This is a genomic window from Streptomyces sp. NPDC001507, from assembly GCF_042894765.1.
In the GTDB taxonomy this organism is placed as follows: domain Bacteria; phylum Actinomycetota; class Actinomycetes; order Streptomycetales; family Streptomycetaceae; genus Streptomyces.
This window is the reverse complement of the sequence record NZ_JBIAVV010000014.1, coordinates 337,548-360,028: the sequence shown is the minus strand read 5'-3', so window position 1 is coordinate 360,028 and position 22,481 is coordinate 337,548. Positions and strand designations below refer to the sequence as shown.

At 72.7% G+C, this 22,481-nt stretch carries 16 protein-coding genes; 2 read left to right on the top strand and 14 right to left on the bottom strand.

Annotated elements, in window-relative coordinates:
- Positions 1 to 5: 5 nt before the first annotated feature.
- The 5 genes from ACFY0K_RS39520 to rpsO form a co-directional block, all read right to left on the bottom strand.
- A complete protein-coding gene (locus ACFY0K_RS39520) occupies positions 6 to 455 on the bottom strand; it encodes a hypothetical protein (protein ID WP_390643903.1) in 450 nt (149 codons plus the stop codon).
- A gap of 14 nt (positions 456 to 469) precedes the next feature.
- The gene (gene dapB / locus ACFY0K_RS39515; RefSeq protein ID WP_390643902.1) at positions 470 to 1,222 is read right to left on the bottom strand and encodes a 4-hydroxy-tetrahydrodipicolinate reductase; all 753 of its coding nucleotides are present in this window, start codon (positions 1,220 to 1,222) and stop codon (positions 470 to 472) included.
- A gap of 29 nt (positions 1,223 to 1,251) precedes the next feature.
- Positions 1,252 to 2,631, bottom strand: a complete 1,380-nt coding sequence (locus tag ACFY0K_RS39510) for a pitrilysin family protein (protein ID WP_351962690.1) — start codon at positions 2,629 to 2,631, stop codon at positions 1,252 to 1,254.
- Positions 2,628 to 4,853 (bottom strand): polyribonucleotide nucleotidyltransferase, encoded by a 2,226-nt coding sequence (locus ACFY0K_RS39505; RefSeq protein ID WP_351962691.1) that lies wholly within the window; start codon positions 4,851 to 4,853, stop codon positions 2,628 to 2,630. The genes ACFY0K_RS39510 and ACFY0K_RS39505 overlap by 4 nt, the downstream gene beginning before the upstream one ends.
- A 360-nt stretch (positions 4,854 to 5,213) precedes the next feature.
- Positions 5,214 to 5,501: a 30S ribosomal protein S15 gene (gene rpsO, locus ACFY0K_RS39500; RefSeq protein WP_004924725.1), complete on the bottom strand. Its 288-nt coding sequence runs from the start codon at positions 5,499 to 5,501 to the stop codon at positions 5,214 to 5,216.
- A 298-nt stretch (positions 5,502 to 5,799) separates the two neighbouring features.
- On the opposite strand from rpsO, the gene ACFY0K_RS39495 reads away from it, so the two are divergent.
- Both ACFY0K_RS39495 and ACFY0K_RS39490 read left to right on the top strand, forming a co-directional pair.
- On the top strand, positions 5,800 to 6,093 hold the full coding sequence (locus ACFY0K_RS39495; RefSeq protein WP_181804473.1) for a DUF397 domain-containing protein: 294 nt from the start codon (positions 5,800 to 5,802) through the stop codon (positions 6,091 to 6,093).
- Positions 6,094 to 6,520: 427 nt separating this feature from the next.
- Positions 6,521 to 9,844, top strand: a complete 3,324-nt coding sequence (locus tag ACFY0K_RS39490) for an SCO5717 family growth-regulating ATPase (RefSeq protein ID WP_390643901.1) — start codon at positions 6,521 to 6,523, stop codon at positions 9,842 to 9,844.
- A gap of 80 nt (positions 9,845 to 9,924) precedes the next feature.
- Here ACFY0K_RS39490 and ACFY0K_RS39485 read toward each other — a convergent pair whose 3' ends face one another.
- From ACFY0K_RS39485 to rimP, 9 genes are all read right to left on the bottom strand, one after another.
- On the bottom strand, positions 9,925 to 10,875 hold the full coding sequence (locus ACFY0K_RS39485; protein ID WP_382734550.1) for a bifunctional riboflavin kinase/FAD synthetase: 951 nt from the start codon (positions 10,873 to 10,875) through the stop codon (positions 9,925 to 9,927).
- 118 nt (positions 10,876 to 10,993) lie between these two features.
- Positions 10,994 to 14,731 carry a trypsin-like peptidase domain-containing protein gene (locus tag ACFY0K_RS39480; RefSeq protein ID WP_390643900.1) on the bottom strand — a complete coding sequence of 1,246 codons (3,738 nt, stop codon included), beginning with the start codon at positions 14,729 to 14,731 and terminating at the stop codon, positions 10,994 to 10,996.
- 260 nt (positions 14,732 to 14,991) lie between these two features.
- Complete coding sequence (gene truB, locus ACFY0K_RS39475) at positions 14,992 to 15,897, bottom strand: tRNA pseudouridine(55) synthase TruB (protein WP_390643899.1); 906 nt, start codon at positions 15,895 to 15,897, stop codon at positions 14,992 to 14,994.
- On the bottom strand, positions 15,894 to 16,352 hold the full coding sequence (gene rbfA / locus ACFY0K_RS39470; protein WP_351959585.1) for a 30S ribosome-binding factor RbfA: 459 nt from the start codon (positions 16,350 to 16,352) through the stop codon (positions 15,894 to 15,896). The genes truB and rbfA overlap by 4 nt, the downstream gene beginning before the upstream one ends.
- A 46-nt stretch (positions 16,353 to 16,398) precedes the next feature.
- Positions 16,399 to 16,692 carry a DUF503 domain-containing protein gene (locus ACFY0K_RS39465; RefSeq protein WP_046732584.1) on the bottom strand — a complete coding sequence of 98 codons (294 nt, stop codon included), beginning with the start codon at positions 16,690 to 16,692 and terminating at the stop codon, positions 16,399 to 16,401.
- Between the two features lie 524 nt (positions 16,693 to 17,216).
- Complete coding sequence (infB, locus tag ACFY0K_RS39460; protein ID WP_390643898.1) at positions 17,217 to 20,351, bottom strand: translation initiation factor IF-2; 3,135 nt, start codon at positions 20,349 to 20,351, stop codon at positions 17,217 to 17,219.
- 154 nt (positions 20,352 to 20,505) lie between these two features.
- A complete protein-coding gene (locus ACFY0K_RS39455; protein ID WP_093498774.1) occupies positions 20,506 to 20,775 on the bottom strand; it encodes a YlxR family protein in 270 nt (89 codons plus the stop codon).
- 149 nt (positions 20,776 to 20,924) lie between these two features.
- Positions 20,925 to 21,911 carry a transcription termination factor NusA gene (gene nusA, locus ACFY0K_RS39450; RefSeq protein WP_351719893.1) on the bottom strand — a complete coding sequence of 329 codons (987 nt, stop codon included), beginning with the start codon at positions 21,909 to 21,911 and terminating at the stop codon, positions 20,925 to 20,927.
- 2 nt (positions 21,912 to 21,913) lie between these two features.
- Complete coding sequence (gene rimP / locus ACFY0K_RS39445; protein ID WP_390643897.1) at positions 21,914 to 22,423, bottom strand: ribosome maturation factor RimP; 510 nt, start codon at positions 22,421 to 22,423, stop codon at positions 21,914 to 21,916.
- Positions 22,424 to 22,481: the final 58 nt, after the last annotated feature.

The following is a 22,481-nucleotide window of genomic DNA, read 5'->3' as shown; positions in this document are numbered from 1 at the left end:
GCCCCTTACGGGGTGCGTCTGCCCTCGTGCAGGGCGATGGCGCGCTGCATCGCCTTGCGGGCGCGTGGGGTGTCGCGGGCGTCGTGGTAGGCGACGGCGAGGCGGAACCAGCTGCGCCAGTCGTCGGGCGCGGCCTCGGTCTCGGCCTTGCGCTTGGCGAAGACCTCGTCGGCGGAGTCCCGGTCGATGCGCCCGCCGGGCGTGCGCTTCAGCTCGTCCACGGGCAGGCCGCCCTCGGCGTCGAGCTCGGCGGCGAGGGCGTTGGCCCGGCGGACGAACTGGGTGTTCTTCCACAGGAACCACAGGCCGATGACCGGCAGGATCAGCACCGCCACCCCGAAGGTGACGGTGAGGACCGTGCCGGCCTGGATGAGCATCACGCCCCGGCTGCCGACCAGGACGAAGTAGAAGAGGAGGACGGCGGCCGTGAGGGCGTAGGAGAGCTTCGCGCGCATGTCGTTCTGCCGGTTCAGCTCAGGTCCAGGAAGTTCTCCAGGCCGAAGGTCAGGCCTGGAGTGGTCACCACGCGGCGGGCGCCGAGCAGGATGCCCGGCATGAAGCTGCTGTGGTGGAGGGAGTCGTGCCGGATGGTGAGGGTCTCGCCCTCGGCGCCGAGCAGGACCTCCTGGTGGGCCAGGAGGCCGCGGAGACGGACGGAGTGGACCGGGACGCCCTCGACGTCGGCGCCGCGCGCGCCGTCCAGGGCGGTCACGGTGGCGTCCGGGGCCGGTGCGGTGCGGGCCCCGCGGCGGGCCTCGGCGATGAGCTGGGCCGTGCGCGTGGCCGTGCCGCTCGGCGCGTCCACCTTGTTCGGGTGGTGGAGTTCGACGACCTCCACGGACTCGAAGTAGGGCGCCGCGATCTGCGCGAACTTCATCGTCAGCACGGCGCCGATGGAGAAGTTCGGGGCGATGAGCACGCCGGTCTCCGGGGACTGGGCGAGCCAGCCCTTCAGCTGCGCGAGGCGCTCGTCGGTCCAGCCCGTGGTGCCGACGACGGCGTGGATACCGTGGCGCACGCAGAAGTCGAGGTTGCCCATCACCGAGGCGGGGGTGGTGAGTTCTACGGCGACCTGGGCGCCGGATGCCTCCAGCGCCTCCAGCTTGTCGCCCCGGCCGAGGGCGGCGACCAGCTCCAGGTCCTCGGCGGCCTCGACCGCCCTGACCGCCTCGGAGCCGATCCGCCCCTTGGCTCCGAGGACCGCCACGCGCAGCTTGCTCATCTTCGTCTTCGTTCCTTACCGGTGGTGTGTCAGGCGACGGCGTCGTGCAGGCGTGCGGCCTGTTTGTCCTTGAGCGGGCCGATGACCGACAGCGACGGGCGCTGTCCCAGGATGTCGCGGGCGACCGAGCGGACCTCGTCCGGGGTCACGGCCGCTATCCGGGCCAGCATGTCGTCGACGGACATCTGCTCGCCCCAGCACAGTTCGCTCTTGCCGATACGGTTCATCAGCGCGCCGGTGTCCTCCAGGCCGAGGACCGTGGAGCCCTGGAGCTGGCCGATGGCACGCCCTATCTCCTCGTCCGGCAGGCCGTGTGCGGCGACCTGGTCGAGTTCGTCCCGGCAGATCTTGAGCACGTCGTGCACCTGCGAGGGCCGGCAGCCGGCGTAGACGCCGAACAGGCCGCAGTCGGCGAAGCCCGAGGTGTACGAGTACACGCTGTAGGCCAGGCCGCGCTTCTCGCGGACCTCCTGGAAGAGCCGGGAGGACATGCCGCCGCCGAGGGCGGTGTTGAGCACGCCGAGCGCCCAGCGGCGGTCGTCGGTGCGGGCGAGGCCGGGCATGCCGAGGACGACGTGCGCCTGCTCGGTCTTGCGGCCGAGGAGTTCGACGCGGCCCGCGGTGCGGATGGTGCGGCTGCCGTCGCGCGGGGCGATGGGCTGCGCGTCGGAGCTCTTGAGGGCGCCGGACTTCTCGAAGGCCGCGCGGACCTGTCGTACGACCTTGTTGTGGTCGATGTTGCCCGCGGCGGCGACCACCAGGTGGGTGGGGTCGTAGTGCTTCTTGTAGAAGCGGCGGATGCGGTCGGCGGTCAGGGCGTTGACCGTGTCGACCGTGCCGAGGACCGGGCGGCCGAGGGCGTTGTCGCCGAACATGGTGTGCGCGAACAGGTCGTGCACGCAGTCGCCCGGGTCGTCCTCGGTCATCGCGATCTCTTCGAGGATCGCGCCGCGCTCGACGTTGACGTCGTCCTCGAGGATCAGGGAGCCCGTGAGCATGTCGCAGACGACGTCGATGGCGAGCGGCAGGTCGGTGTCGAGCACGCGTGCGTAGTAGCACGTGTACTCCTTCGCCGTGAACGCGTTCATCTCGCCGCCGACCGCGTCGATGGCGGAGGAGATGTCCAGCGCGCTGCGCCGGGTGGTGCCCTTGAAGAGCAGGTGCTCCAGGTAGTGGGTGGCGCCGTTCAGGGCGGGGGTCTCGTCGCGGGAACCGACGTGGGCCCAGATGCCGAAGGTCGCGGAGCGGACCGAGGGCAGGGTCTCGGTGACGATGCGCAGGCCGCCGGGGAGGGTGGTCTTGCGGACCGTGCCGATGCCGTTCTCGCCCTTGATCAGGGTTTGGGTACGGGCGACGGCCCGCGCCTCCGAGGAGGTGCGGGCCGTCGTCGTAGAGCTGCTCGACGTCACTTGTCGGTGTCGTCCTTTGCGTCCTCGGAGGAGGCCTCTTCCTCGCCCTCGATCACGGGGATGAGGGAGAGCTTGCCGCGGGAGTCGATCTCGGCGATCTCGACCTGGACCTTCTGGCCCACGCCGAGGACGTCCTCGACGTTCTCCACCCGCTTGCCGCCGGCCAGCTTGCGGATCTGCGAGATGTGCAGCAGACCGTCCTTGCCGGGGAGGAGCGAGACGAAGGCGCCGAACGTCGTCGTCTTCACGACCGTGCCCAGGTAGCGCTCGCCGACCTCGGGCATCGTCGGATTGGCGATGCCGTTGATGGTGGCGCGGGCGGCCTCGGCGGCCGGGCCGTCGGAGGCACCGATGTAGATGGTGCCGTCGTCCTCGATGGTGATCTCGGCGCCGGTGTCCTCCTGGATCTGGTTGATCATCTTGCCCTTGGGGCCGATGACCTCACCGATCTTGTCCACGGGGATCTTGACGGTGATGATCCGCGGGGCGTTCGGGGACATCTCGTCCGGCTTGTCGATCGCTTCCATCATCACGTCGAGGATGTGGAGGCGGGCGTCCCGGGCCTGCTTGAGGGCGGCGGCCAGGACGGAGGCCGGGATGCCGTCGAGCTTGGTGTCGAGCTGGAGGGCGGTCACGAACTCCTTGGTGCCGGCGACCTTGAAGTCCATGTCGCCGAAGGCGTCCTCCGCACCGAGGATGTCGGTGAGGGTGACGTAGTGCGTCTCGCCGTCGATGTCCTGGGAGATCAGGCCCATGGCGATACCGGCGACGGGGGCCTTGAGCGGCACACCGGCGTTCAGCAGCGACATGGTGGAGGCGCAGACCGAACCCATGGACGTCGAGCCGTTGGAGCTCAGCGCCTCGGAGACCTGACGGATCGCGTAGGGGAACTCCTCGCGCGTCGGCAGGACCGGCACGAGGGCGCGCTCCGCGAGGGCGCCGTGGCCGATCTCGCGGCGCTTCGGGGAGCCGACGCGGCCGGTCTCGCCGGTGGAGTACGGCGGGAAGTTGTAGTTGTGCATGTAGCGCTTGCGGGTCACCGGGGAGAGGGTGTCCAGCTGCTGCTCCATCCGGAGCATGTTGAGGGTGGTGACGCCCAGGATCTGGGTCTCGCCACGCTCGAACACCGCGGAGCCGTGCACCCGCGGGATGGCCTCGACCTCGGCGGCGAGCGTACGGATGTCCGTGACGCCGCGGCCGTCGATGCGCTTCTTCTCCTTGATCACGCGCTCGCGGACCAGCTGCTTGGTGAGCGAGCGGTACGCGGCGGAGATCTCCTTCTCGCGGCCCTCGAACTCCGGGAGCAGCTTCTCGGCGGCGAGACCCTTGACGCGGTCCAGCTCGGCCTCGCGCTCCTGCTTGCCCGCGATGGTCAGCGCGGAGGCGAGCTCCGGGCGGACGGCGGCGGACAGCGCCTCCAGGACGTCGTCCTGGTAGTCGAGGAAGATCGGGAACTCGCCGGTCGGCTTGGCGGCCTTGGCGGCGAGGTCGGCCTGCGCCTTGCACAGGACCTTGATGAAGGGCTTCGCGGCCTCCAGACCGGCGGCGACGACCTCCTCGGTCGGCGCCTCGGCGCCGCCCTTGACCAGCTGGATGGTCTTCTCGGTGGCCTCGGCCTCGACCATCATGATCGCGACGTCGCCGTCCTCCAGGACGCGGCCGGCGACGACCATGTCGAAGACGGCGTCCTCGAGCTCGGTGTGCGTCGGGAACGCGACCCACTGGCCGTTGATCAGCGCGACGCGGACGCCGCCGATCGGGCCGGAGAAGGGCAGGCCGGCCAGCTGGGTGGACGCGGACGCGGCGTTGATCGCGACGACGTCGTACAGGTGGTCGGGGTTGAGCGCCATGATGGTGGCGACGACCTGGATCTCGTTGCGCAGGCCCTTCTTGAAGGACGGGCGCAGCGGGCGGTCGATCAGACGGCAGGTGAGGATCGCGTCCTCGCTCGGCCGGCCCTCACGGCGGAAGAAGGAACCCGGGATCTTGCCGGCGGCGTACATCCGCTCCTCGACGTCCACCGTGAGGGGGAAGAAGTCGAGCTGGTCCTTGGGGTTCTTGGAGGCGGTGGTGGCCGACAGCACCATGGTGTCGTCGTCCAGGTACGCCACGGCGGAGCCGGCGGCCTGCTTGGCCAGGCGGCCCGTCTCGAAGCGGATGGTGCGGGTGCCGAAGGCGCCGTTGTCGATGACGGCCTCGGCGTAGTGGGTCTCGTTCTCCACTAGCGTTTTCTCCGTTACTTTCGTCTGCGTTACGTCTTTTGTCCCGATCCGCCCGTGTGGCGGGGGGACGGTTGCGGAGAAGCGCGCCGTGCTGTGCGGGCCGGTCTTCGATCGAAGCACCCGGGGCTCGCTTCCCCCCGGGGGCCACTACCGAGGACCGGCGGCGGCTTGGGTGCGCTTCTCCTTCTTCGTGTCCTGCTGTGTCAGCTGTCGTGCTGTGCCGTGCGTCGTGCTGTGTCGTGCGTATTGCGTTGTGCTACCACACTACAAAGCGTGAGTGACACTCCGCACGTTTCCGCACGTACGGCAAAGGGAGCGGCCCCGGGGTGTCTCTCCGGGAACCGCTCCCTTCACGGCGTCCTACTTGGCGCCCGCCGCACCGCGGCGGATGCCCAGGCGGTCGACCAGCGCACGGAAGCGCTGGATGTCCTTCTTCGCCAGGTACTGCAGGAGGCGACGGCGCTGACCGACCAGGATCAGCAGACCACGACGGGAGTGGTGGTCGTGCTTGTGGGTCTTGAGGTGCTCCGTCAGGTCGGAGATCCGGCGGGACAGCAGAGCGACCTGGACCTCGGGGGAGCCGGTGTCACCCTCCTTGGTACCGAACTCGGAGATGATCTGCTTCTTCACTGCGGCGTCGAGCGACACTCGTACTCCTCGTAGTCTGGATGGCCACCGAGTGCCCCCGGTCTTTGTCTCGGGGGAGCTTCCGTTACTCGGGAGGCGGGGATCCGCTGGGCGCTGCCTCCAGGGTCCGCGGGGACTCCGGGGGTGCGTACACAAACGGCCGTCGTCCAGGGTACCAGTGCCGGTAGGGGGCTCCGTCCCCGGGATCCGGAAGGAAGTACAAGGAAGTACGAGGCCGGTGCGACCGCCAGTAGTGTGACGGTCACAGCCCAGGCATGACGGTCACCGTCTGGGTACGACGGGAAGGGGTCGCTGCGGGATGAGCGAGACGGCTGAGGAGATGAAGGCGCGCAAGGAGCGGGAACGGGACGAGCTCTACGCGCTCGACATCTCGGGCGTCGAGTGGCACTGCGCGCCCGGTACCGAGCAGGACGAGGAGCGGGTCGAGATCGCCTACCTGCCCGAGGGCGCGGTGGCCATGCGGTCCTCGCTCGACCACGGCACCGTGCTGCGGTACACGGAGGCGGAGTGGCGGGCGTTCGTGCTGGGCGCACGGGACGGGGAGTTCGACCTGGAGCCGAACGAGCGCAACGGCGGGCTGGCCGCCCAGTAGTCGGGCGCGGCATCAAGGGGCGGCACGCACGCGTGCCGCCCCTTCGAGTTCCCGCGCCCGCCGGTGAGTTCGTCCGCCCACGACATGGAGGGGCGGGAAGGCGGACGCCAACTGGTATCCGGACTGACGGTACTTGCCCGTTTTGTTCATCACCTGTTCGGCAATACGAAGGCTCCGCACACCACTTCCGGGCAGGGTGTGACCAGGCGGACCTCCGACGAGAGGCGGACGGGCCTGCCGAGGTGCGGCTCACGGTGATTAGGCTGGGAGGGGGGCACGACGTCCGGAACGTGAATACGGCGCCGGTGTCCCGAGGGGGAGAGCCGGTGGATCGGACTACCTCACACGAATACGGATGCTGAGAACGACACGACATGGTCGTCGCGCCGGCACGGCATGAGGGTGCTCGACCACACCAGGAGGAACTGTGAGCAGCGATCGGGACGGGATCCGCGGGGGCTGGGCCACACCCGGCGATGACCAGCCCGACGCGGAGTCCCTCAACGAGATGACGGGCGAGTTCACGATCGACTACGCGCCGCCCGCCTGGTACACGCAGAACGCGGCCGACGGTTCCGCGCCGGCGACGGGCGCACCGGGCGGCTCGGGACCCGCGGGGGCGTCCGACGCCGAGAGCGGGCCGGGCGCCGGTCCGGGGCCGGGTGGGGCGGCCGCCGGTGCTGGTACGGCGCGTGCCGCTCAGCCTCGTTCGCCGTTCCCGCCGGGGGCGCCGATCCCCGGGCTGACCCCTCCTCCGCACGCCCAGCAGGGCGGCGGGCGGCCGGGTCCCGGGGCGCCCTTCACCCCGCCGTCGCCGTCTGCGCCGACGTCCGCTCCGGGCGCGCCGTTCACGCCCCCGCCGACGTCGGCTCCCGGAGCACCGTTCACGCCCCCGCCGACGTCGGCTCCCGGAGCACCGTTCACGCCGCCGCCCGCTTCGACACCGGGTGCGCCGTTCCCGCCGCCGGCCACCACGACGCCCGGGGCTCCCTTCACGCCTCCGGCGGCTTCGGTGCCGACCGCCTCGGCGCCGGGTACGCCGGGCACTCCGCCGCCCGCTTCGACGCCGGGTGCGCCTTTCACCGCGCCGCCCGCGTCAACTCCCGGCACGCCGTTCACTCCCGCGCCCGTGGCGACGCCGGGGGCTCCGTTCACGCCTCCGCCCGCCGCCACGCCGGGTGCGCCGTTCACACCCCCGGCGCCGAGCGCGGGCGCCGGGGCGCCGGCCGCGCCTCCCAAGGCACCGTTCATTCCGGCCCAGGCCCAGGCCCCGGCTCCGGCCCCTGCTCCGGCCGCGCCGCCCGTCGGCGGTCCGGCCGCCGTACCGCAGTTGCCGGTCGGTTTCGAGCCGCAGCCCGCCGCCGAGAAGCAGGAGCCGGAGCCCGAAGAGGGCAGCGGTGACCTGGAGAGCGGTTCGACGATGCGGTTCTCCCCCGTCGCGCTGAAGCGCGAGACGGCCGAGGCCGCCGGGCCCGTCGCCGCCGACGAGCTGGAAGAGGAGGCCGAACCCGAGGCCGCGGCCGTCTCGCTTCCGGTGAGTGAGGAGGCCGACGCCGAGGACTCCGTGGACACCGGCGAGGAAACGGCCGAGGACGTATCCCCGAGCGACGAGTTCGAGGGCACGGGCGCCGAGAACGATGCCGGTGCCAGTGCCGAAGTCGATGCCGATGCCGATGCCGATGCCGACGGTGCGGTCGAGGCGGAGGAGGCGGTGCGGGAGACCGTTCCCGCGGACGACACGGACGAGGACGAGCCCCGGGACGCGGTCGTCGTGGACGCCCAGGACGACGACAACGACAACGACGCCGGGACGCCCTCCGCGACCGACGAGGCCGTAGCCGCCGTCGCCCCCGTCGAGCCCCCCGCCGTCCCCGCGCCCCCGGCCCCGCCGCAGGACGCGCCCCCGGCCCCCGAGGACCTCGTGCCCACCGGCTGGGCTCCCCCGCCGACACCTCCGGCGGTGGTTCCGCCGCTGCCGCCCTCGTACCAGCCCGCGGCGCCCGCGGCCGCCGCCCAGTGGCCGGTCCAGCCGGCGGCACCGGAACCCGCGCCCGGTCAGCCACAGCCCCAGCCCGCCGCCGCGCAGGGTCCGCAGCCGTTCCAGCCCCAGGCACCCCAGCCCGCCCCCGCCGCCTGGAACCAGCCGGCGCCTCCGCAGCCCGGACAGCCCCAGCCGCACGCCCCGCAGCCCGCCGCGCCCGACGCGCAGGGCGGCTACGGCTTCCCGCAGCCGGGCGCTCCCCTCCCGCCCCCGCAGGCCCCGGGCGGCTACGGCTTCCCGCAGCCCGGACAGCCGCAGGCCCAGGTCCAGCCCGGCGGTTACGGGTTCCCGCAGCCGGGCCGGCCTCCCCAGCCGCAGGCCGCCCCGCAGGACCCCCGCGCCGCACAGGCAGCACCGCAGCAGGCGCCGCAGAACCCGCAGGCGGCCGACCCGCAGGCCGTGCCGCCCCAGCCGCCCGTCGACCCCCGGGCCGGGGCCGCCTGGCCGCAGCCCATGCAGCACGACCAGCGGCAGATGACCAACCCCGGTGCCGCGCCGCTGGGTTACACCGCCGCCGTGGAGCTGTCCTCCGACCGGCTGCTCAACAACAAGAAGCAGAAGGCGAAGAGCGGCCGGCCCGCCGCCGCGTCCTCCCGGTTCAAGATCGGCGGGAAGAAGGAGGAGGCCGAGCGGCAGCGCAAGCTGGAACTGATCCGCACGCCGGTGCTCTCCTGCTACCGGATAGCGGTGATCAGCCTCAAGGGCGGGGTCGGCAAGACCACCACGACCACCGCGCTCGGCTCCACGCTCGCCACCGAGCGCCAGGACAAGATCCTCGCGATCGACGCCAACCCGGACGCCGGCACCCTCGGCCGCCGCGTGCGCCGCGAGACCGGGGCCACCATCCGCGACCTGGTCCAGGCGATCCCGTACCTCAACTCCTACATGGACATCCGGCGGTTCACCTCGCAGGCCCCGTCCGGCCTGGAGATCATCGCCAACGACGTCGACCCGGCCGTCTCGACCACGTTCAACGACGAGGACTACCGGCGCGCGATCGACGTGCTGGGCAAGCAGTACCCGGTCATCCTCACCGACTCCGGCACCGGTCTGCTGTACAGCGCCATGCGCGGGGTGCTCGACCTCGCCGACCAGCTGATCATCATCTCGACGCCGTCGGTGGACGGGGCGAGCAGTGCGAGCACCACGCTGGACTGGCTGTCCGCGCACGGCTACGCCGACCTGGTGTCGCGGTCCATCACCGTGATCTCGGGGGTCCGCGAGACCGGCAAGATGATCAAGGTCGAGGACATCGTGTCGCACTTCGAGACACGCTGCCGGGGCGTCGTGGTCGTCCCCTTCGACGAGCACCTGTCCGCCGGTGCCGAGGTCGACCTCGACATGATGCGGCCGAAGGTGCGGGAGGCGTACTTCAACCTCGCGGCGATGGTCGCCGAGGACTTCGTCCGGCACCAGCAGATGCACGGCCTGTGGACCAACGACGGCAACCCGCCGCCGGTGGCCGCCCCGCCGATGCCCGGCCAGCCCCTGCCCGGCCAGCAGCCGTACGCGCCTGGTCAGCCGCAGGCGCAGCCGTACGCGCCGCCCGGGCAGCCCTATCCCCCGCAGCCGTACCCCCAGCAACAGCAGCCGTACCCGCAGCAGCAGCCGTACGGCCAGCCGCAGCCCGGCGCCCAGCCCTACCCGCAGCAGCCGGGATACGGCTACCCGCAGCAGCCCCCGCAGCCGCCGCAGCCCCCGGAGCAGTAGCCGGAACGCCGAAGGGCGGTCGGTGCCTCGCCGCACCGGCCGCCCTTCGGCGTCACGCCTCTGCTGAACTCGCCGCCTGGTCAGGCGTTCTCGGCCGCCACCAGTTCCCGGCAGCGCTTGACGTCCTCGGCCATCTGCTCGAGCAGGGCGTCGAGGGAGTCGAACTTGGCCTGGCCGCGGACGTAGGCCAGGAAGTCGACGGCGACGTGCAGGCCGTACAGGTCGAGGCCCAGGCGGTCGATGGCGTACGCCTCCACCGTGCGCTCGGTGCCGTCGAACTGCGGGTTGGTGCCGACGGAGATCGCGGCCGGCATCACCTCGCCCTGCGCGTGCAGGTAGCCGGCGTAGACGCCGTCGGCGGGGATCGCGGTGTGCGGGAGGGTCTCCACGTTGGCGGTGGGGAAGCCCAGCTCGCGGCCGCGCTGGGCGCCGCGCACGACCACGCCCTCGACCCGGTGCGGGCGGCCCAGGATCTCGCGGGCGCCGGCCATGTCGCCCTCGGCGACCAGGCGCCGGGTCAGGGTCGAGGAGAACGGCTCGCCGCCGCCCGCCTCCCCGCGCACGAACAGGTCGACGACCTCGACCTCGAAGTCGTACACCTTGCCCTGCTCGACGAGGAACTCGACGTTGCCCGCGGCCTTGTGGCCGAAGCGGAAGTTGGGGCCCTCGACGACCGCCTTGGCGTGCAGCTTGTCGACCAGGACCTTCACCACGAAGTCGGCAGCCGACAGCTTGGAGAACTCGGTGGTGAAGGGCAGGATCAGGACCGCGTCCACGCCCAGCTCCGCCATCAGCTCCGCGCGGGTGTGGTGCGGGGCGAGCAGCGGCGGATGGCTGCCGGGGCGGACGACCTCGCTGGGGTGCGGGTCGAAGGTCACGACGACTGCCGGGATGCCCAGCTCACGGGCGCGGTCCACGGCATGCCGGATGATCAGCTGGTGACCGCGGTGCACACCGTCGTAGGACCCGATGGTGACGACGCTGCGCCCCCAGCCCTCGGGGATGTCCTCCAAGCCACGCCAGCGCTGCACTGTGTCCGCTCCTCGAACCTGTGTCCGTTGTCCGTCTTACGCAGGTCTAAGGGTGCCATGTTTGCCGGACCCGTCTCACACCGGCACGGTCGCTGTGACCGGGCGCACGTGTCCGCGCTCACGCCGGGACCCGGACGCCCGCCAGGTTTCCCAGCATGCGGCGGGTGCTGGGCCCGACCACCCCCGCCCAGTCCTGCGGGGTGTCGGTGAGCCAGCGGGCCATCAGGGCCGCGAAGCCGGGGACGTGCCGGCCGAGGTCGACCAGCCCGCGGTCGAACCGGGTCGCCCCGTCCGGGGTGCGGACCAGCAGCAGCCCGGTGCGCCTGACCAGCTCGCGCATCCCGTCGCCGTCGTCCTCGCGTTGTGCGGCGGCCGCGTGCAGCAGCGCGTCCAGGACGCCCGGGTCGCGCTCCCGGTCCAGCAGGAACTCCAGGAGTTCCTGGCGCAGCGGTCGTGAGGCGGGGGTGCCGGTGGCGCCGAGTACGGTCGCGAGGGCCGCCCGGACCGGCTCGGGGCCGTCGTCGAGCAGCTCGGTGACCAGCGGCAGCAGGACGGTACGGGACTCGGGGCCCTGGTCCAGGCGGCGCTCGACGAACCCGGCCACCTGCCCGGCCAGCTCCGGCCGCTGCTCGGCGACCTCCAGGACCAGCTCGGTGACCCGCTGGGCGAGGGCGGGCGACGTGACGTGGGCGACGGTGCGCAGTACCTGGCCCGCGTCCGGTCCGCGCAGCCGGGCGCGAAAGGCCTCCAGGACCTCGTCCGAGTGGGTGGCGAGGGCGGGGAGCAGGGCGGCGGGGGTCAGCTGGTGGTCGCCGTCGGCGAAGTGCCGCAGCGCCTGCGGGAGGTGGCGGGCGCGGGTCGCCGGATCGCGGACCAGCAGGGCGAGGGCACCGCCGTGCAGGGTGCAGTCGGCGGGGCGGGCGAGCAGGGCGAGGGCGGCGTAGCGGAGGAGTTCGCGGTCGGGTCCGCTGTGCACGTGCGGGGCGGCGCGCAGGCCGTGGGCCACGGCGGCCACCCGGCGGGCGGGGCGCTCGTCGTGCGCCCAGCGGTCCACGGCCCGGCACACCGCCGACGGTTCGTCCTCGGCCAGTACGGCGAGCAGTTCGTCGCCGCGCCGGTGCGCCGCGTCCACCAGCACCTCGGTCAGCTCGTCCAGGGCCCGGTGCCGGTGGGTGTGCAGCAGCGCCTGGGCCGCCGTCGCCACGGTGGCGTGCGGCATCGCGGGCAGCGGCCGTTCGTCGTCGAACCACCGGGTGAGACACGGCTGTACGGCGACGGGGTCGGCGGCCAGCAGCCGGGCCACGGCGTCCAGGTAGCGGGGGGCGGCGCCGTCCGGCTCCTCCGTCGACGGGCGGGCGGGCGCAGGGGCGGGCGGAGGGGTGGGCGGCCGGGTCGGCCGGGCTCCGAAGCGGCTGATGCCGGCGGTCTCCGGCAGCGGTTCGTCGGCGAGGACGAGCCTGCGCAGCAGATCGAGGCGGTCGGTGTCCGGGAGGGCGAGCTCGGTCCAGAAGTCCGGGCCGAACTCCGGGGGTGCGGTGCGCTGCCGGCCCACGACCCGGTCGGCGAGCAGCCGCAGCACCCCGGTGTACGGGGTCGCGTCGGGCAGCCGCAGCAGGGTCTGGGCGAGCAGGCGCGCGGCCCACCAGGAGCCGGGGTCCAGGTCGAGGGCGTACGCCAACTCGTCGAGCCGCGGCGCGAGTCGGGCGGGCCCGTACTCGCGGTCGAGCAGCAGCAGGGCCTGGACGACCGGGCCGGCCCTGTGGTGCGGGACGGGCAGCGGATGGGCACCCAGGGGGCTGCGGGGGCGGTGGACGAGGGCGTGCAGGGCCTCGTCCAGGTCCAGGTGCATGCCCTGGATCCAGTCGGCGAGCTCTTCGTGGGCGAAGCGGTACCCGCCGCCCGCGGGCACCAGCAGGCCTTCGGTGAGCACGGCGGAGGCCCAGCCGGAGCCGCCGCCGAGGTGGGCCGGGACGGGTCCCCAGGGGAACACCGCTTCGAACGACTCCCGGTCCAGCTCGCCCTGCCCGGGTCCGAGGCTGCGCCGGGCTGCCTCGTGCACCTGCCCGGAGACCCGGGCGGCGAGCCGGCGTACGGCCGTGCCGCGCAGGCCGTTCTCGGCGGCCAGGCGGACCGCGATGCGCAGGCACATCAGGTCGAGGTAGGCGGCGAAGACGTCGTACCGGTCGATCGGGTCGTCGTCGGCCGGGGCGTCCGGGAGGGCGGCCCGGACCTCGGAGAGCAGGCGCAGGGTGAGGGGGTGGCGGGCGTCGCGGTCGATGAGGGCGCCGTCGGGGATGCCGTAGCGGGAGCGGGCGCGGCGGGCCTCGTCGGCGGTGAGGTCGGTCAGCCGGACGCAGGCGGGGTCGCCGGTGCCCTGGTACAGCAGGTCGGCCGGGAACTCGGTGCCGGCCCGCTCCCAGTACTCCTCGCGGCAGGCCAGCAGCAGGCGGGCGCCGGTGTCGCGCAGCCAGTCGGCGGTGCCCTCGGTCCAGGCGGGGAGCCGGTGGGCGAGGACCGGGGGCATCTCCTCGGGGCCGTCCAGCAGGAGGAGCAGCGGGCGGCCGGCGCGGGCGGCGAGCCTGGCCAGCCGCTCCACGGTCAACTCGCCGAGATCGCCGGGGAGTTGGGAGCGGGAGGCGGCGACGATCCGGATCGCGCGCTCCAGGGAGCGGCGGGCCGCGGAGGCGACGGAGTCGTCGGCGTCCTTGAGGTCGGCGCCGCGGAGCCAGAGGGTGGGGGCGGGGGTCGCCCCACGAGTGCGGCGGGCGGCGAGGGCGGCGAGTTCTGTGGTGCGGCCCGTTCCGGGGGCGCCGACGAGGGCAAGGACGGTGCCGGTTGTCTTTCCGGTGCCGGTGCCGGTGCGGGTGCCGGTGCCTTCGGCGAAGGCCGACAGTTCCGCTGAGGTGACCGAGCGTTCGACCGGTTGCACGGGGTCGGTGAGTTCGCCGGTGAGTGCCATGAAAGGTGGTGGGGCGGCTGCGGGTGCGTGGGGGCTGGTCGCGCAGTTCCCCGCGCCCCTTCGGGGCGCTTCAGTGCGGGGCGTTCCAGGGCGGGGCGCTCCCGTGTGGGGAGGTGTGCGGCCCACGTAGCCGGCCAGGGCGCCCGGGGGGCCGTCCTGACCCACGGAGGTGGCGGTCAGTTCCAGTACGCCGGCCAGGTTGAGGTCGATGCCGTAGGCCGGGACCGTGGCGGCGTTGGTGGCCAGGAGGTCGGCGAGGGGGCCGCTGCCGGGGTGGTGGAGGGGGACGGCGAAGCCCACGTCGCGCGGGCCGGACTGGAGGGCGGTGCCGAGGACGGCCAGGACCGCGCCGGTCTCCGCGTCCAGGACCGGGCCGCCGGCCGCGCCGCCGCCCAGCCGCAGGGCGTCCCGGCCCGCTGTGCCGATCGCCAGCTCCAGGGCGTCCTCGAGGAGGTGGAAGCAGTCGGTGGCGGTGTACGTCACCTGGGTCGCGGACAGCACCCGGGCCTCGCGCCAGCGGTCGGCGGCGATGCGCACGTAGGCGCCGGCCGGGATGCGCTCCCGTACGGTGATCGGGAGTGGCTCCACGGCGAGGCCCTCGGTGCGGACCAGGGCCAGGTCGTGGGCGGGCAGTGGGACGACGGCGTCCGAGCCGACCACGCAGGTGCGGTCCCCGGCGGCGTGCAGCACGATCCGGGCCAGGCCGTCGACGGCCTCGTGGCTGGTGATGAGCGTCCCGTGGTGATCGGCCAGGAAGCCGGTGCCGCGCGGGCGCCCGGCGAGGTCCCGGATCCGGACCAGCCGCTCGTCCAGCCCCGGCGCCGTCTCCTGCACCGCCTCCCGCGCAGCCTCCGCCGTCCGGCGACCGCTCCCGGTCCGCGGGCCCCGTCCCGCCATGATCGAACCTCCCCGCCCGTACACCCGTGCCCTTGTCCCGGGCTGTCTTCGACCGTAGGCGCGAAATGATCAGCGGGACAGAGCGGGCGGTGAACGCGCCCCCCTCCGCTCCCCCGGTTCACTCCGAGCGCCTGCTCGGTCGGGTGAATAGCCCGGGGCGGGTGGATACACCCTAGGGGTGGGGGAACCGAGGGGGGACCGTGGAGCGGCGGCGGCGCCAGACCCCGTGGTCGCCGCTCCACGGGCAGAAGCCGGAGGGCTCAGGTGAAGACGGCGAGGCTCTTCGCCTTGCCCTTCTGCTCCTCTACGAGTGCCAGGAAGCGGCCCTCGGGGCCGAACACGGCGACGGGGCCGGTGCCCGCGTACTCGTCGGGCATCTCCAGGCGCACGCCGTTGGTGAGCAGGCGGGCCCGACGCTCGTCGACGTCCCAGCGGCGGAACGCGGCGCCCGCGGCCTCCGCGATCGGCATCACGGTCAGCTCCTGCTGGAGCTGGTCGAGAGTGCGCGCGGAGTCCAGCTTGTACGGTCCGACGCGGGTCCGGCGCAGCGCGGTGAGGTGGCCGCCGACGCCCAGGTCGGCGCCCAGGTCGCGGGCGAGGGCGCGGATGTAGGTGCCGGAGGAGCAGACGACGGAGACGACCAGGTCGAGGACGGGGGTGCCGTCCTCGGCCACGGCGTCCCGGACGTCGTACACCGCGAACGACGACACGGTCACCGGGCGGGCGGGGATGTCGAAGTCCTCGCCGTCCCGGGCGCGCTTGTACGACCGAACGCCGTCGATCTTGATGGCGCTGACCTTGGACGGGACCTGCATGATGGCGCCGGTCAGCTTGGCGATACCGGTGTCGACGGCCTCGCGGGTGACCTCGGAGGCGTCGGTGGACGAGGTGATCTCGCCCTCGGCGTCGTCCGTGACCGTGTTCTGCCCGAGGCGGATCGTCCCCAGGTACTCCTTCTCGGTGAGCGCGAGGTGCCCGAGGAGCTTGGTGGCCCGCTCGACACCGAGGACGAGGACACCCGTGGCCATGGGGTCGAGGGTGCCTGCGTGCCCGACGCGCCGGGTGCGGGCGATGCCCCGCATCTTGGCGACGACGTCGTGCGAGGTGAAGCCCGACGGCTTGTCGACGATGACAAGGCCGTCGGGCGGGGTGGGCTTGCTGGTCATTCGGTGGCGTCGTCCGTCTCGTCGGCGTCGTCCTCGCCCGGCTTCCTGTACGGGTCGGCCTCACCTGCGTAGGCGGCGCCCGCGGAAGCCTCGCGGACCTTCGCGTCGGACTGGCGCGCCCGGTCGAGGAGGTCCTCGATGTTACGGGCGGTGTCCGGGAGGGCGTCCGCCACGAAGGCGAGGGTCGGCGTGAACTTCACGCCGGCGGCGCGGCCGACCTCGGACCGGAGGATGCCCTTGGCGCTCTCCAGACCGGCGGCTGCGGCCTTCCGCTCCTCCTCGTCGCCGTACACCGTGTAGAAGACGGTCGCCTCCCTGAGGTCACCCGTGACCCGGGTGTCCGTGATGGTGACGTGGGTGCCGAGCCGCGGGTCCTTGATCCCGCGCTGCAGCTTCTGGGCCACCACCTCTCGGATGAGGTCCGCCAGCCTCTTAGCCCGCGCGTTGTCGGCCACTGGTCCGTCTCCCGTTCTTTCTTCTTGTCGTTCTCAGGTCTCAGGTCTAGTCGTCGTCGCCGTGGAAGCGCCGTCGCACGGACAGCAGCTCCACCTCGGGGCGGCCGGCGACCAGCCGTTCGCACCGGTCGAGTACGTCGGTCAGGTGCGCGGCGTCGCCGGAGACCATGGCAAGGCCGATGCCGGCCCTGCGATGAAGGTCCAGGTGGTCCACCTCGGCGGCGCTCACGGCGTACTTCCGCTGGAGTTCGGCGACGATCGGGCGGACGACGGAGCGCTTCTCCTTGAGCGAGTGGATGTCGCCGAGGAGGAGGTCGAAGGACAGGGTCCCCACGTACATGTATGTATCCGGTTAACCCGCCGGTACGGGATCGATGGCCCTGTCAGGAACGGTACCCCGTCCCTGCCGGGGGCTCGACCGACTTTCCCCAGCCGTCAGGCGGCGCTGCCCCGCGGACTCCGGGAGTTTCCCGCCCACCCACCCGACTCGGTCGGCCTGAGAGCCGCCGCCACGGGGCTCCGCCCCGGCCCCCGGACCTCGCCCACCCACCACCCGACTCGGTCAGCCAGAAAGGCACCGCCCCGGACCGTCGACTCAGTCGACCAGAGCAGCACCACCCCAGCCCACCGACTCGGACGGGCAGAAGGGCACAGCCCCCGTCCACCGACTCGGTCGGGCAGGAGGGCACCGCTCCGGGGCGTGGGGCAGGCGCCGCCTGAGGGGGCATCTTTTCGGCTCACCGAGTCGGGTGGTGGGTGGGCGAGGCCGGGGTCCGGGGCGGAGCCCCGTGGCGGGCGTCTCCCGGCGGGAAACGTGCCGGCCGACGGTACCGAAGTCCCGTCGGCCGGCCCCAGCCCTGGGCGTTACACCCGCGGCTTCTCGCGCATCTCGTACGTCGCGATGACGTCGTCGATCTTGATGTCGTTGAAGTTGCCGAGGTTGATACCGCCCTCGAACCCTTCGCGGATCTCGGTGACGTCGTCCTTGAAGCGGCGCAGGCCCTCGATGTTGAGGTTCTCCGCGACCACCTTGCCGTCGCGGATGAGGCGGGCCTTGGTGTTGCGGCGCACCTCGCCGGACCGGATGAGGACACCGGCGATGTTGCCCAGCTTGGACGACTTGAAGACCTCGCGGATCTCCGCCGTACCGAGCTCGACCTCCTCGAACTCCGGCTTGAGCATGCCCTTGAGGGCCGCCTCGATCTCCTCGATCGCCTGGTAGATGACCGAGTAGTACCGGACGTCCACGCCCTCGCGCTCGGCCATCTGCGCCGCGCGGCCTGCCGCGCGGACGTTGAAGCCGATCACGATGGCGTCGGAGCCCATCGCCAGGTCGATGTCGGACTCCGTGACCGCACCGACGCCGCGGTGCAGGACGCGGATGTCGACCTCTTCGCCGACGTCCAGCTGGAGCAGGGAGGACTCCAGGGCCTCGACGGAACCAGAAGCGTCACCCTTGATGATGAGGTTGAGCTGCTGGACCTCGCCGGCCTTGAGCACCTTGTCCAGGTCCTCCAGGGAGACGCGGCGCGTGCGCTTCGCGAAGGCCGCGTTGCGCTCGCGGGCGGCACGCTTCTCGGCGATCTGGCGGGCCGTACGGTCCTCCTCGACCACGAGGAAGTTGTCACCGGCGCCCGGGACGTTGGTCAGACCCAGGACCTGGACCGGCGTGGAGGGGCCGGCCTCGGCGACGTTGTTGCCGTTGTCGTCGAGCATGGCGCGGACGCGACCGTAGGCGTCGCCCACGACCATCGTGTCGCCGACCCGCAGCGTGCCTCGCTGGACGAGAACCGTCGCCACGGCACCGCGGCCGCGGTCGAGGCGGGACTCGATCGAGATGCCCTGCGCGTCCTGGTGCGGGTTGGCCCGCAGGTCGAGCGAGGCGTCCGCGGTCAGGACGACCGCTTCCAGCAGGTCGTCGATGTGCAGACCCTGCTTGGCGGAGATGTCGACGAACATGGTGTCGCCGCCGTACTCCTCGGCCACCAGGCCGTACTCGGTCAGCTGACCGCGCACCTTGGTCGGGTCGGCGCCCTCGACGTCGATCTTGTTGACCGCGACGACGATCGGGACGTCGGCCGCCTTGGCGTGGTTGAGCGCCTCGACCGTCTGCGGCATGACGCCGTCGTTGGCCGCGACGACCAGGATCGCGATGTCGGTCGACTTCGCACCACGGGCACGCATGGCGGTGAACGCCTCGTGACCCGGGGTGTCGATGAAGGTGATCTTGCGCTCTTCTTCGTTGACCTCGGTGGAGACCTGGTAGGCACCGATGTGCTGGGTGATGCCGCCGGCCTCGCCCGCGATGACGTTCGTCTTGCGGATGGCGTCGAGCAGCCGGGTCTTGCCGTGGTCGACGTGACCCATGACGGTGACGACCGGCGGGCGGACCACCAGGTCCTCCTCGTCGCCCTCGTCCTCGCCGAACTCGATGTCGAAGGACTCGAGCAGCTCGCGGTCCTCCTCCTCCGGGCTGACGATCTGAACCTCGTAGTTCATCTCGCCGGCGAGGAGCTGCAGGGTCTCGTCGGAGACGGACTGCGTGGCCGTGACCATCTCGCCGAGGTTCATCATGACCGCGACGAGGGACGCCGGGTTGGCGTTGATCTTCTCCGCGAAGTCGGTGAGCGACGCGCCGCGGGAGAGACGGATGGTCTCGCCGTTGCCGCGCGGCAGCATCACGCCGCCGACGCTCGGGGCCTGCATGGCCTCGTACTCCTGGCGACGCTGCCGCTTCGACTTGCGACCGCGACGCGCCGGACCGCCGGGACGGCCGAAGGCGCCCTGCGTGCCACCACGGCCGCCGGGGCCGCCGGGACGCCCGCCGAAGCCGGGACGACCGCCGCCACCGCCGCCGGGACCGCCGCCGAAGCCGCCGCCACCGCCGCCGGGAGCACCGCCGGGACGGCCGGCGAAGCCGCCGCCGCCGCCCGGACGGGCGCCACCGCCGCCACCGGGACGACCGGCGAAGCCGCCGCCGCCACCGGGACGACCGGCGCCGCCGGGACGACCCGCACCGCCGGGACCGCGACCGCCGCCACCGGGGCCGGGACGCGGGCCGGCAGCGGGACGCTGCGGCATCATGCCGGGGTTCGGACGCGGGCCCGCGGAGCCGCCGCCGGGACGCGGACCGCCCTGCGGACGGGGCATGCCGGACGGGCTCGGGCGGGAACCGCCGGGGGCCTGGGGACGCGGACCGCCGCCCTGGGCGCCGGGCGCCTGCGGACGGGGACCCGCGCCGGGGGCACCGGGGCCACCCGGACGCGGACCGCCCTGCGGGCGCGGGGCCTGCGGGCGGGCCATGCCGGTGGAGCCACCGGACGTGAAGGGGTTGTTACCGGGGCGCGGACCGGCCGGACGGGCACCGCCCGGACGCGGGGCCTGGCCACCGGGGCGCGGCGCGCCCTGGCCGGGACGGGCGTCGCGCTGGCCGGGGGCCGGACGGCCACCGGGACGCGGGGCACCCTGGCCCGGACGGGGACCGCCGCCCTGCGGACGCTGGCCCTGTGCGGCGGCCGGGCTCTGCGCCGCGGCGGCCGGAGGCGCCGGCGGGGCGGTGAACTCGGGCGCGGCCGGAGCCGGACGCGGCGCGGGCTTGGGACCCGGGACGGGACGCGGGCCGGAGGCGGCCGGCGCGGGGGTGACCGGGGCCGGAGCCGGGGTCGCGGGCGCCTGCGGGGCCTCGGGGGCCGACGGGGCCTGCGCCTGCGGCTGCGGGGCAGCCGGACGCGGGGCGCCGGGCTTCGGGGCAGCCGGACGTGCCGCCTGCGCCGGAGAGGGCGCCGCGGGCCTGGGGGCCGCCTTGCGCGGGGCGGGCTTGCCGGCGGACTTGCCGTTGCCACCGCCCTGGAACGCATCGGTCAGCTTGCGTACAACGGGCGCCTCGATCGTCGAGGACGCCGAACGGACGAATTCACCGAGTTCCTGGAGCTTGGCCATGACGACCTTGCTCTCAACCCCGAACTCCTTGGCGAGTTCGTATACCCGGACCTTAGCCACTTCGCTCCTTTTAGGTCCGGGTGCGTCCGGACCGTCGCTACTTCATGGGCGTACTCATCGCGTGCTCATCGAGTGCTCATCGCAATCTCGACCTACTTCCAACTCGCGGGGTACCAGAGCCGCACGGACGTTCCGAACGACGCTTCTTACGGTGTTACTGCTCGACGTACCGGCGCAACGCCTTTACGTCCAGCGGACCCGGGGCGCGCAACGCCCGCGGGAGTGCCCGGCGGCGCACCGCCTGGTCCAGACAGACCTGGACGGGGTGTACATATGCACCCCGGCCGGGCAGCGTACCGCGAGGATCGGGGACGCATTCGTCCTCGACCGCCACGATCCGCAGCAGTTCGGTCTTGGCCGCTCGCTGCCTGCACCCCACACAGGTGCGCTCAGGGCATGCGCGGGCATGCGTCCGGCCAGACACTGCTAAGTCTACCTCCCCGAACCGACCTCACCCCTTCGGGGCAAAGATCGAACGCCCGTTGTCGTAATCCAAGCCACCTGCGGCTTGGAACTATTCCCCTCGTCCGGGTGAACCTCGGCGGGCTCCCGGCCGGGAGCCCGCCGGGTGATCTACTCGGGCGCCTGTTCGGTGTCCGGGCGGATGTCGATGCGCCAGCCGGTGAGCCGGGCGGCGAGCCGGGCGTTCTGCCCCTCCTTGCCGATCGCCAGCGACAGCTGGTAGTCCGGCACGGTCACCCGGGCGGACCGGGAGGCCAGGTCCACCACCTCGACCTTGGAGACGCGGGCCGGGGACAGTGCGTTCGCCACCATCTCGGCCGGGTCGTCCGACCAGTCGACGATGTCGATCTTCTCGCCGTTGAGCTCGCCCATGACGTTGCGGACCCGGCCGCCCATGGGGCCGATGCAGGCGCCCTTGGCGTTCAGGCCCGAACGGGTGGAACGGACCGCGATCTTCGTGCGGTGACCGGCCTCGCGGGCGATGGCGGCGATCTCGACGGACCCGTCGGCGATCTCCGGCACCTCGAGGGCGAAGAGCTTCTTCACGAGGTTCGGGTGGGTGCGGGAGAGCGTGACGGAGGGGCCGCGGACGCCCTTCGCCACCCGCACGACGTACGACCGCAGCCGCATCCCGTGCGGGTAGGTCTCGCCGGGGACCTGCTCCTGCACCGGCAGGATGGCCTCCAGCTTGCCGATGTCGACGAGCACGTTCTTCGGGTCGCGGCCCTGCTGGACCACGCCCGTGACGATGTCGCCCTCGCGGCCGGCGTACTCGCCGAGCGTGGCGTCGTCCTCGGCGTCGCGCAGCCGCTGCAGGATCACCTGCTTGGCGGTGGTGGCGGCGATCCGCCCGAAGTCCGACGGGGTGTCGTCGAACTCGCGCGCCTCCTGCCCCTCCTCCAGGTCCTCGGGGTCCTCCTTCGCCCACACGGTCACGTGCCCGGTGTTCCGGTCGAGCACCACGCGCGCGTGGCGGCGGCTTCCCTCGGTGCGGTGGTAGGCGATGAGGAGGGCCGACTCGATCGCCTCGACCAGCAGGTCGAAGGAGATCTCCTTCTCCCGAACCAAGCCCCGCAGGGCGCTCATGTCGATGTCCACGGCTACGCCTCCTCCTCTTCCGTCATGTCCTTCTTGTCCTTGCGGTTGAACTCGACCTGCACACGCGCCTTGCCGATCTCGCCGAACGCGAGTCTGCGGGCGGTGGCCTTGCGGCCCTTGACGCCGGGCACCTCCAGTTCGAGGCCCTCGTCGTCGACGTCCAGGATTCTGGCGACCAGTTCCCCGCCCTCGGCCAGCTGGAACCTGACCAGGCGGTCCACGGCGCGCAGGTAGTGCCGGTGCTCCGTGAGCTGGCGCTCCGCGCCGGGGGTGCCGACCTCCAGGGTGTACTCCCCCTCGCCCATCGCGTCCGTCTCGTCGAGCTTCGCCGAGAGCTCACGGCTCACATCGGCGATCTGGTCCAGGTCAGCCCCGGTGTCGGAGTCGACGACGACGCGCAGCACGCGCTTGCGTCCGACGGAGTCCACGGCGATCTCTTCGAGATCCAGTCCCTGGGAGGTGACGAGCGGTTCCAGGAGCTCTCGCAGCCTCTCGCTCTGGGTGGTGCTCATCCGGGTGACTCCTCGGCCGCGTGTGCTGTTGTGGGATGGGTCGCGTGTCTGGTCAAAG

Bases quoted from the DNA above. Each gene is read 5' to 3' on its own strand.
- ACFY0K_RS39520 (WP_390643903.1), bottom strand. From the start codon at position 455: ATGCGCGCGAAGCTCTCCTACGCCCTCACGGCCGCCGTCCTCCTCTTC.
- dapB (WP_390643902.1), bottom strand. From the start codon at position 1,222: ATGAGCAAGCTGCGCGTGGCGGTCCTCGGAGCCAAGGGGCGGATCGGC.
- ACFY0K_RS39495 (WP_181804473.1), top strand. From the start codon at position 5,800: ATGAGCGAGACGGCTGAGGAGATGAAGGCGCGCAAGGAGCGGGAACGG.
- ACFY0K_RS39480 (WP_390643900.1), bottom strand. From the start codon at position 14,731: ATGGCGGGACGGGGCCCGCGGACCGGGAGCGGTCGCCGGACGGCGGAG.
- truB (WP_390643899.1), bottom strand. From the start codon at position 15,897: ATGACCAGCAAGCCCACCCCGCCCGACGGCCTTGTCATCGTCGACAAG.
- ACFY0K_RS39465 (WP_046732584.1), bottom strand. From the start codon at position 16,692: ATGTACGTGGGGACCCTGTCCTTCGACCTCCTCCTCGGCGACATCCAC.
- rimP (WP_390643897.1), bottom strand. From the start codon at position 22,423: ATGAGCACCACCCAGAGCGAGAGGCTGCGAGAGCTCCTGGAACCGCTC.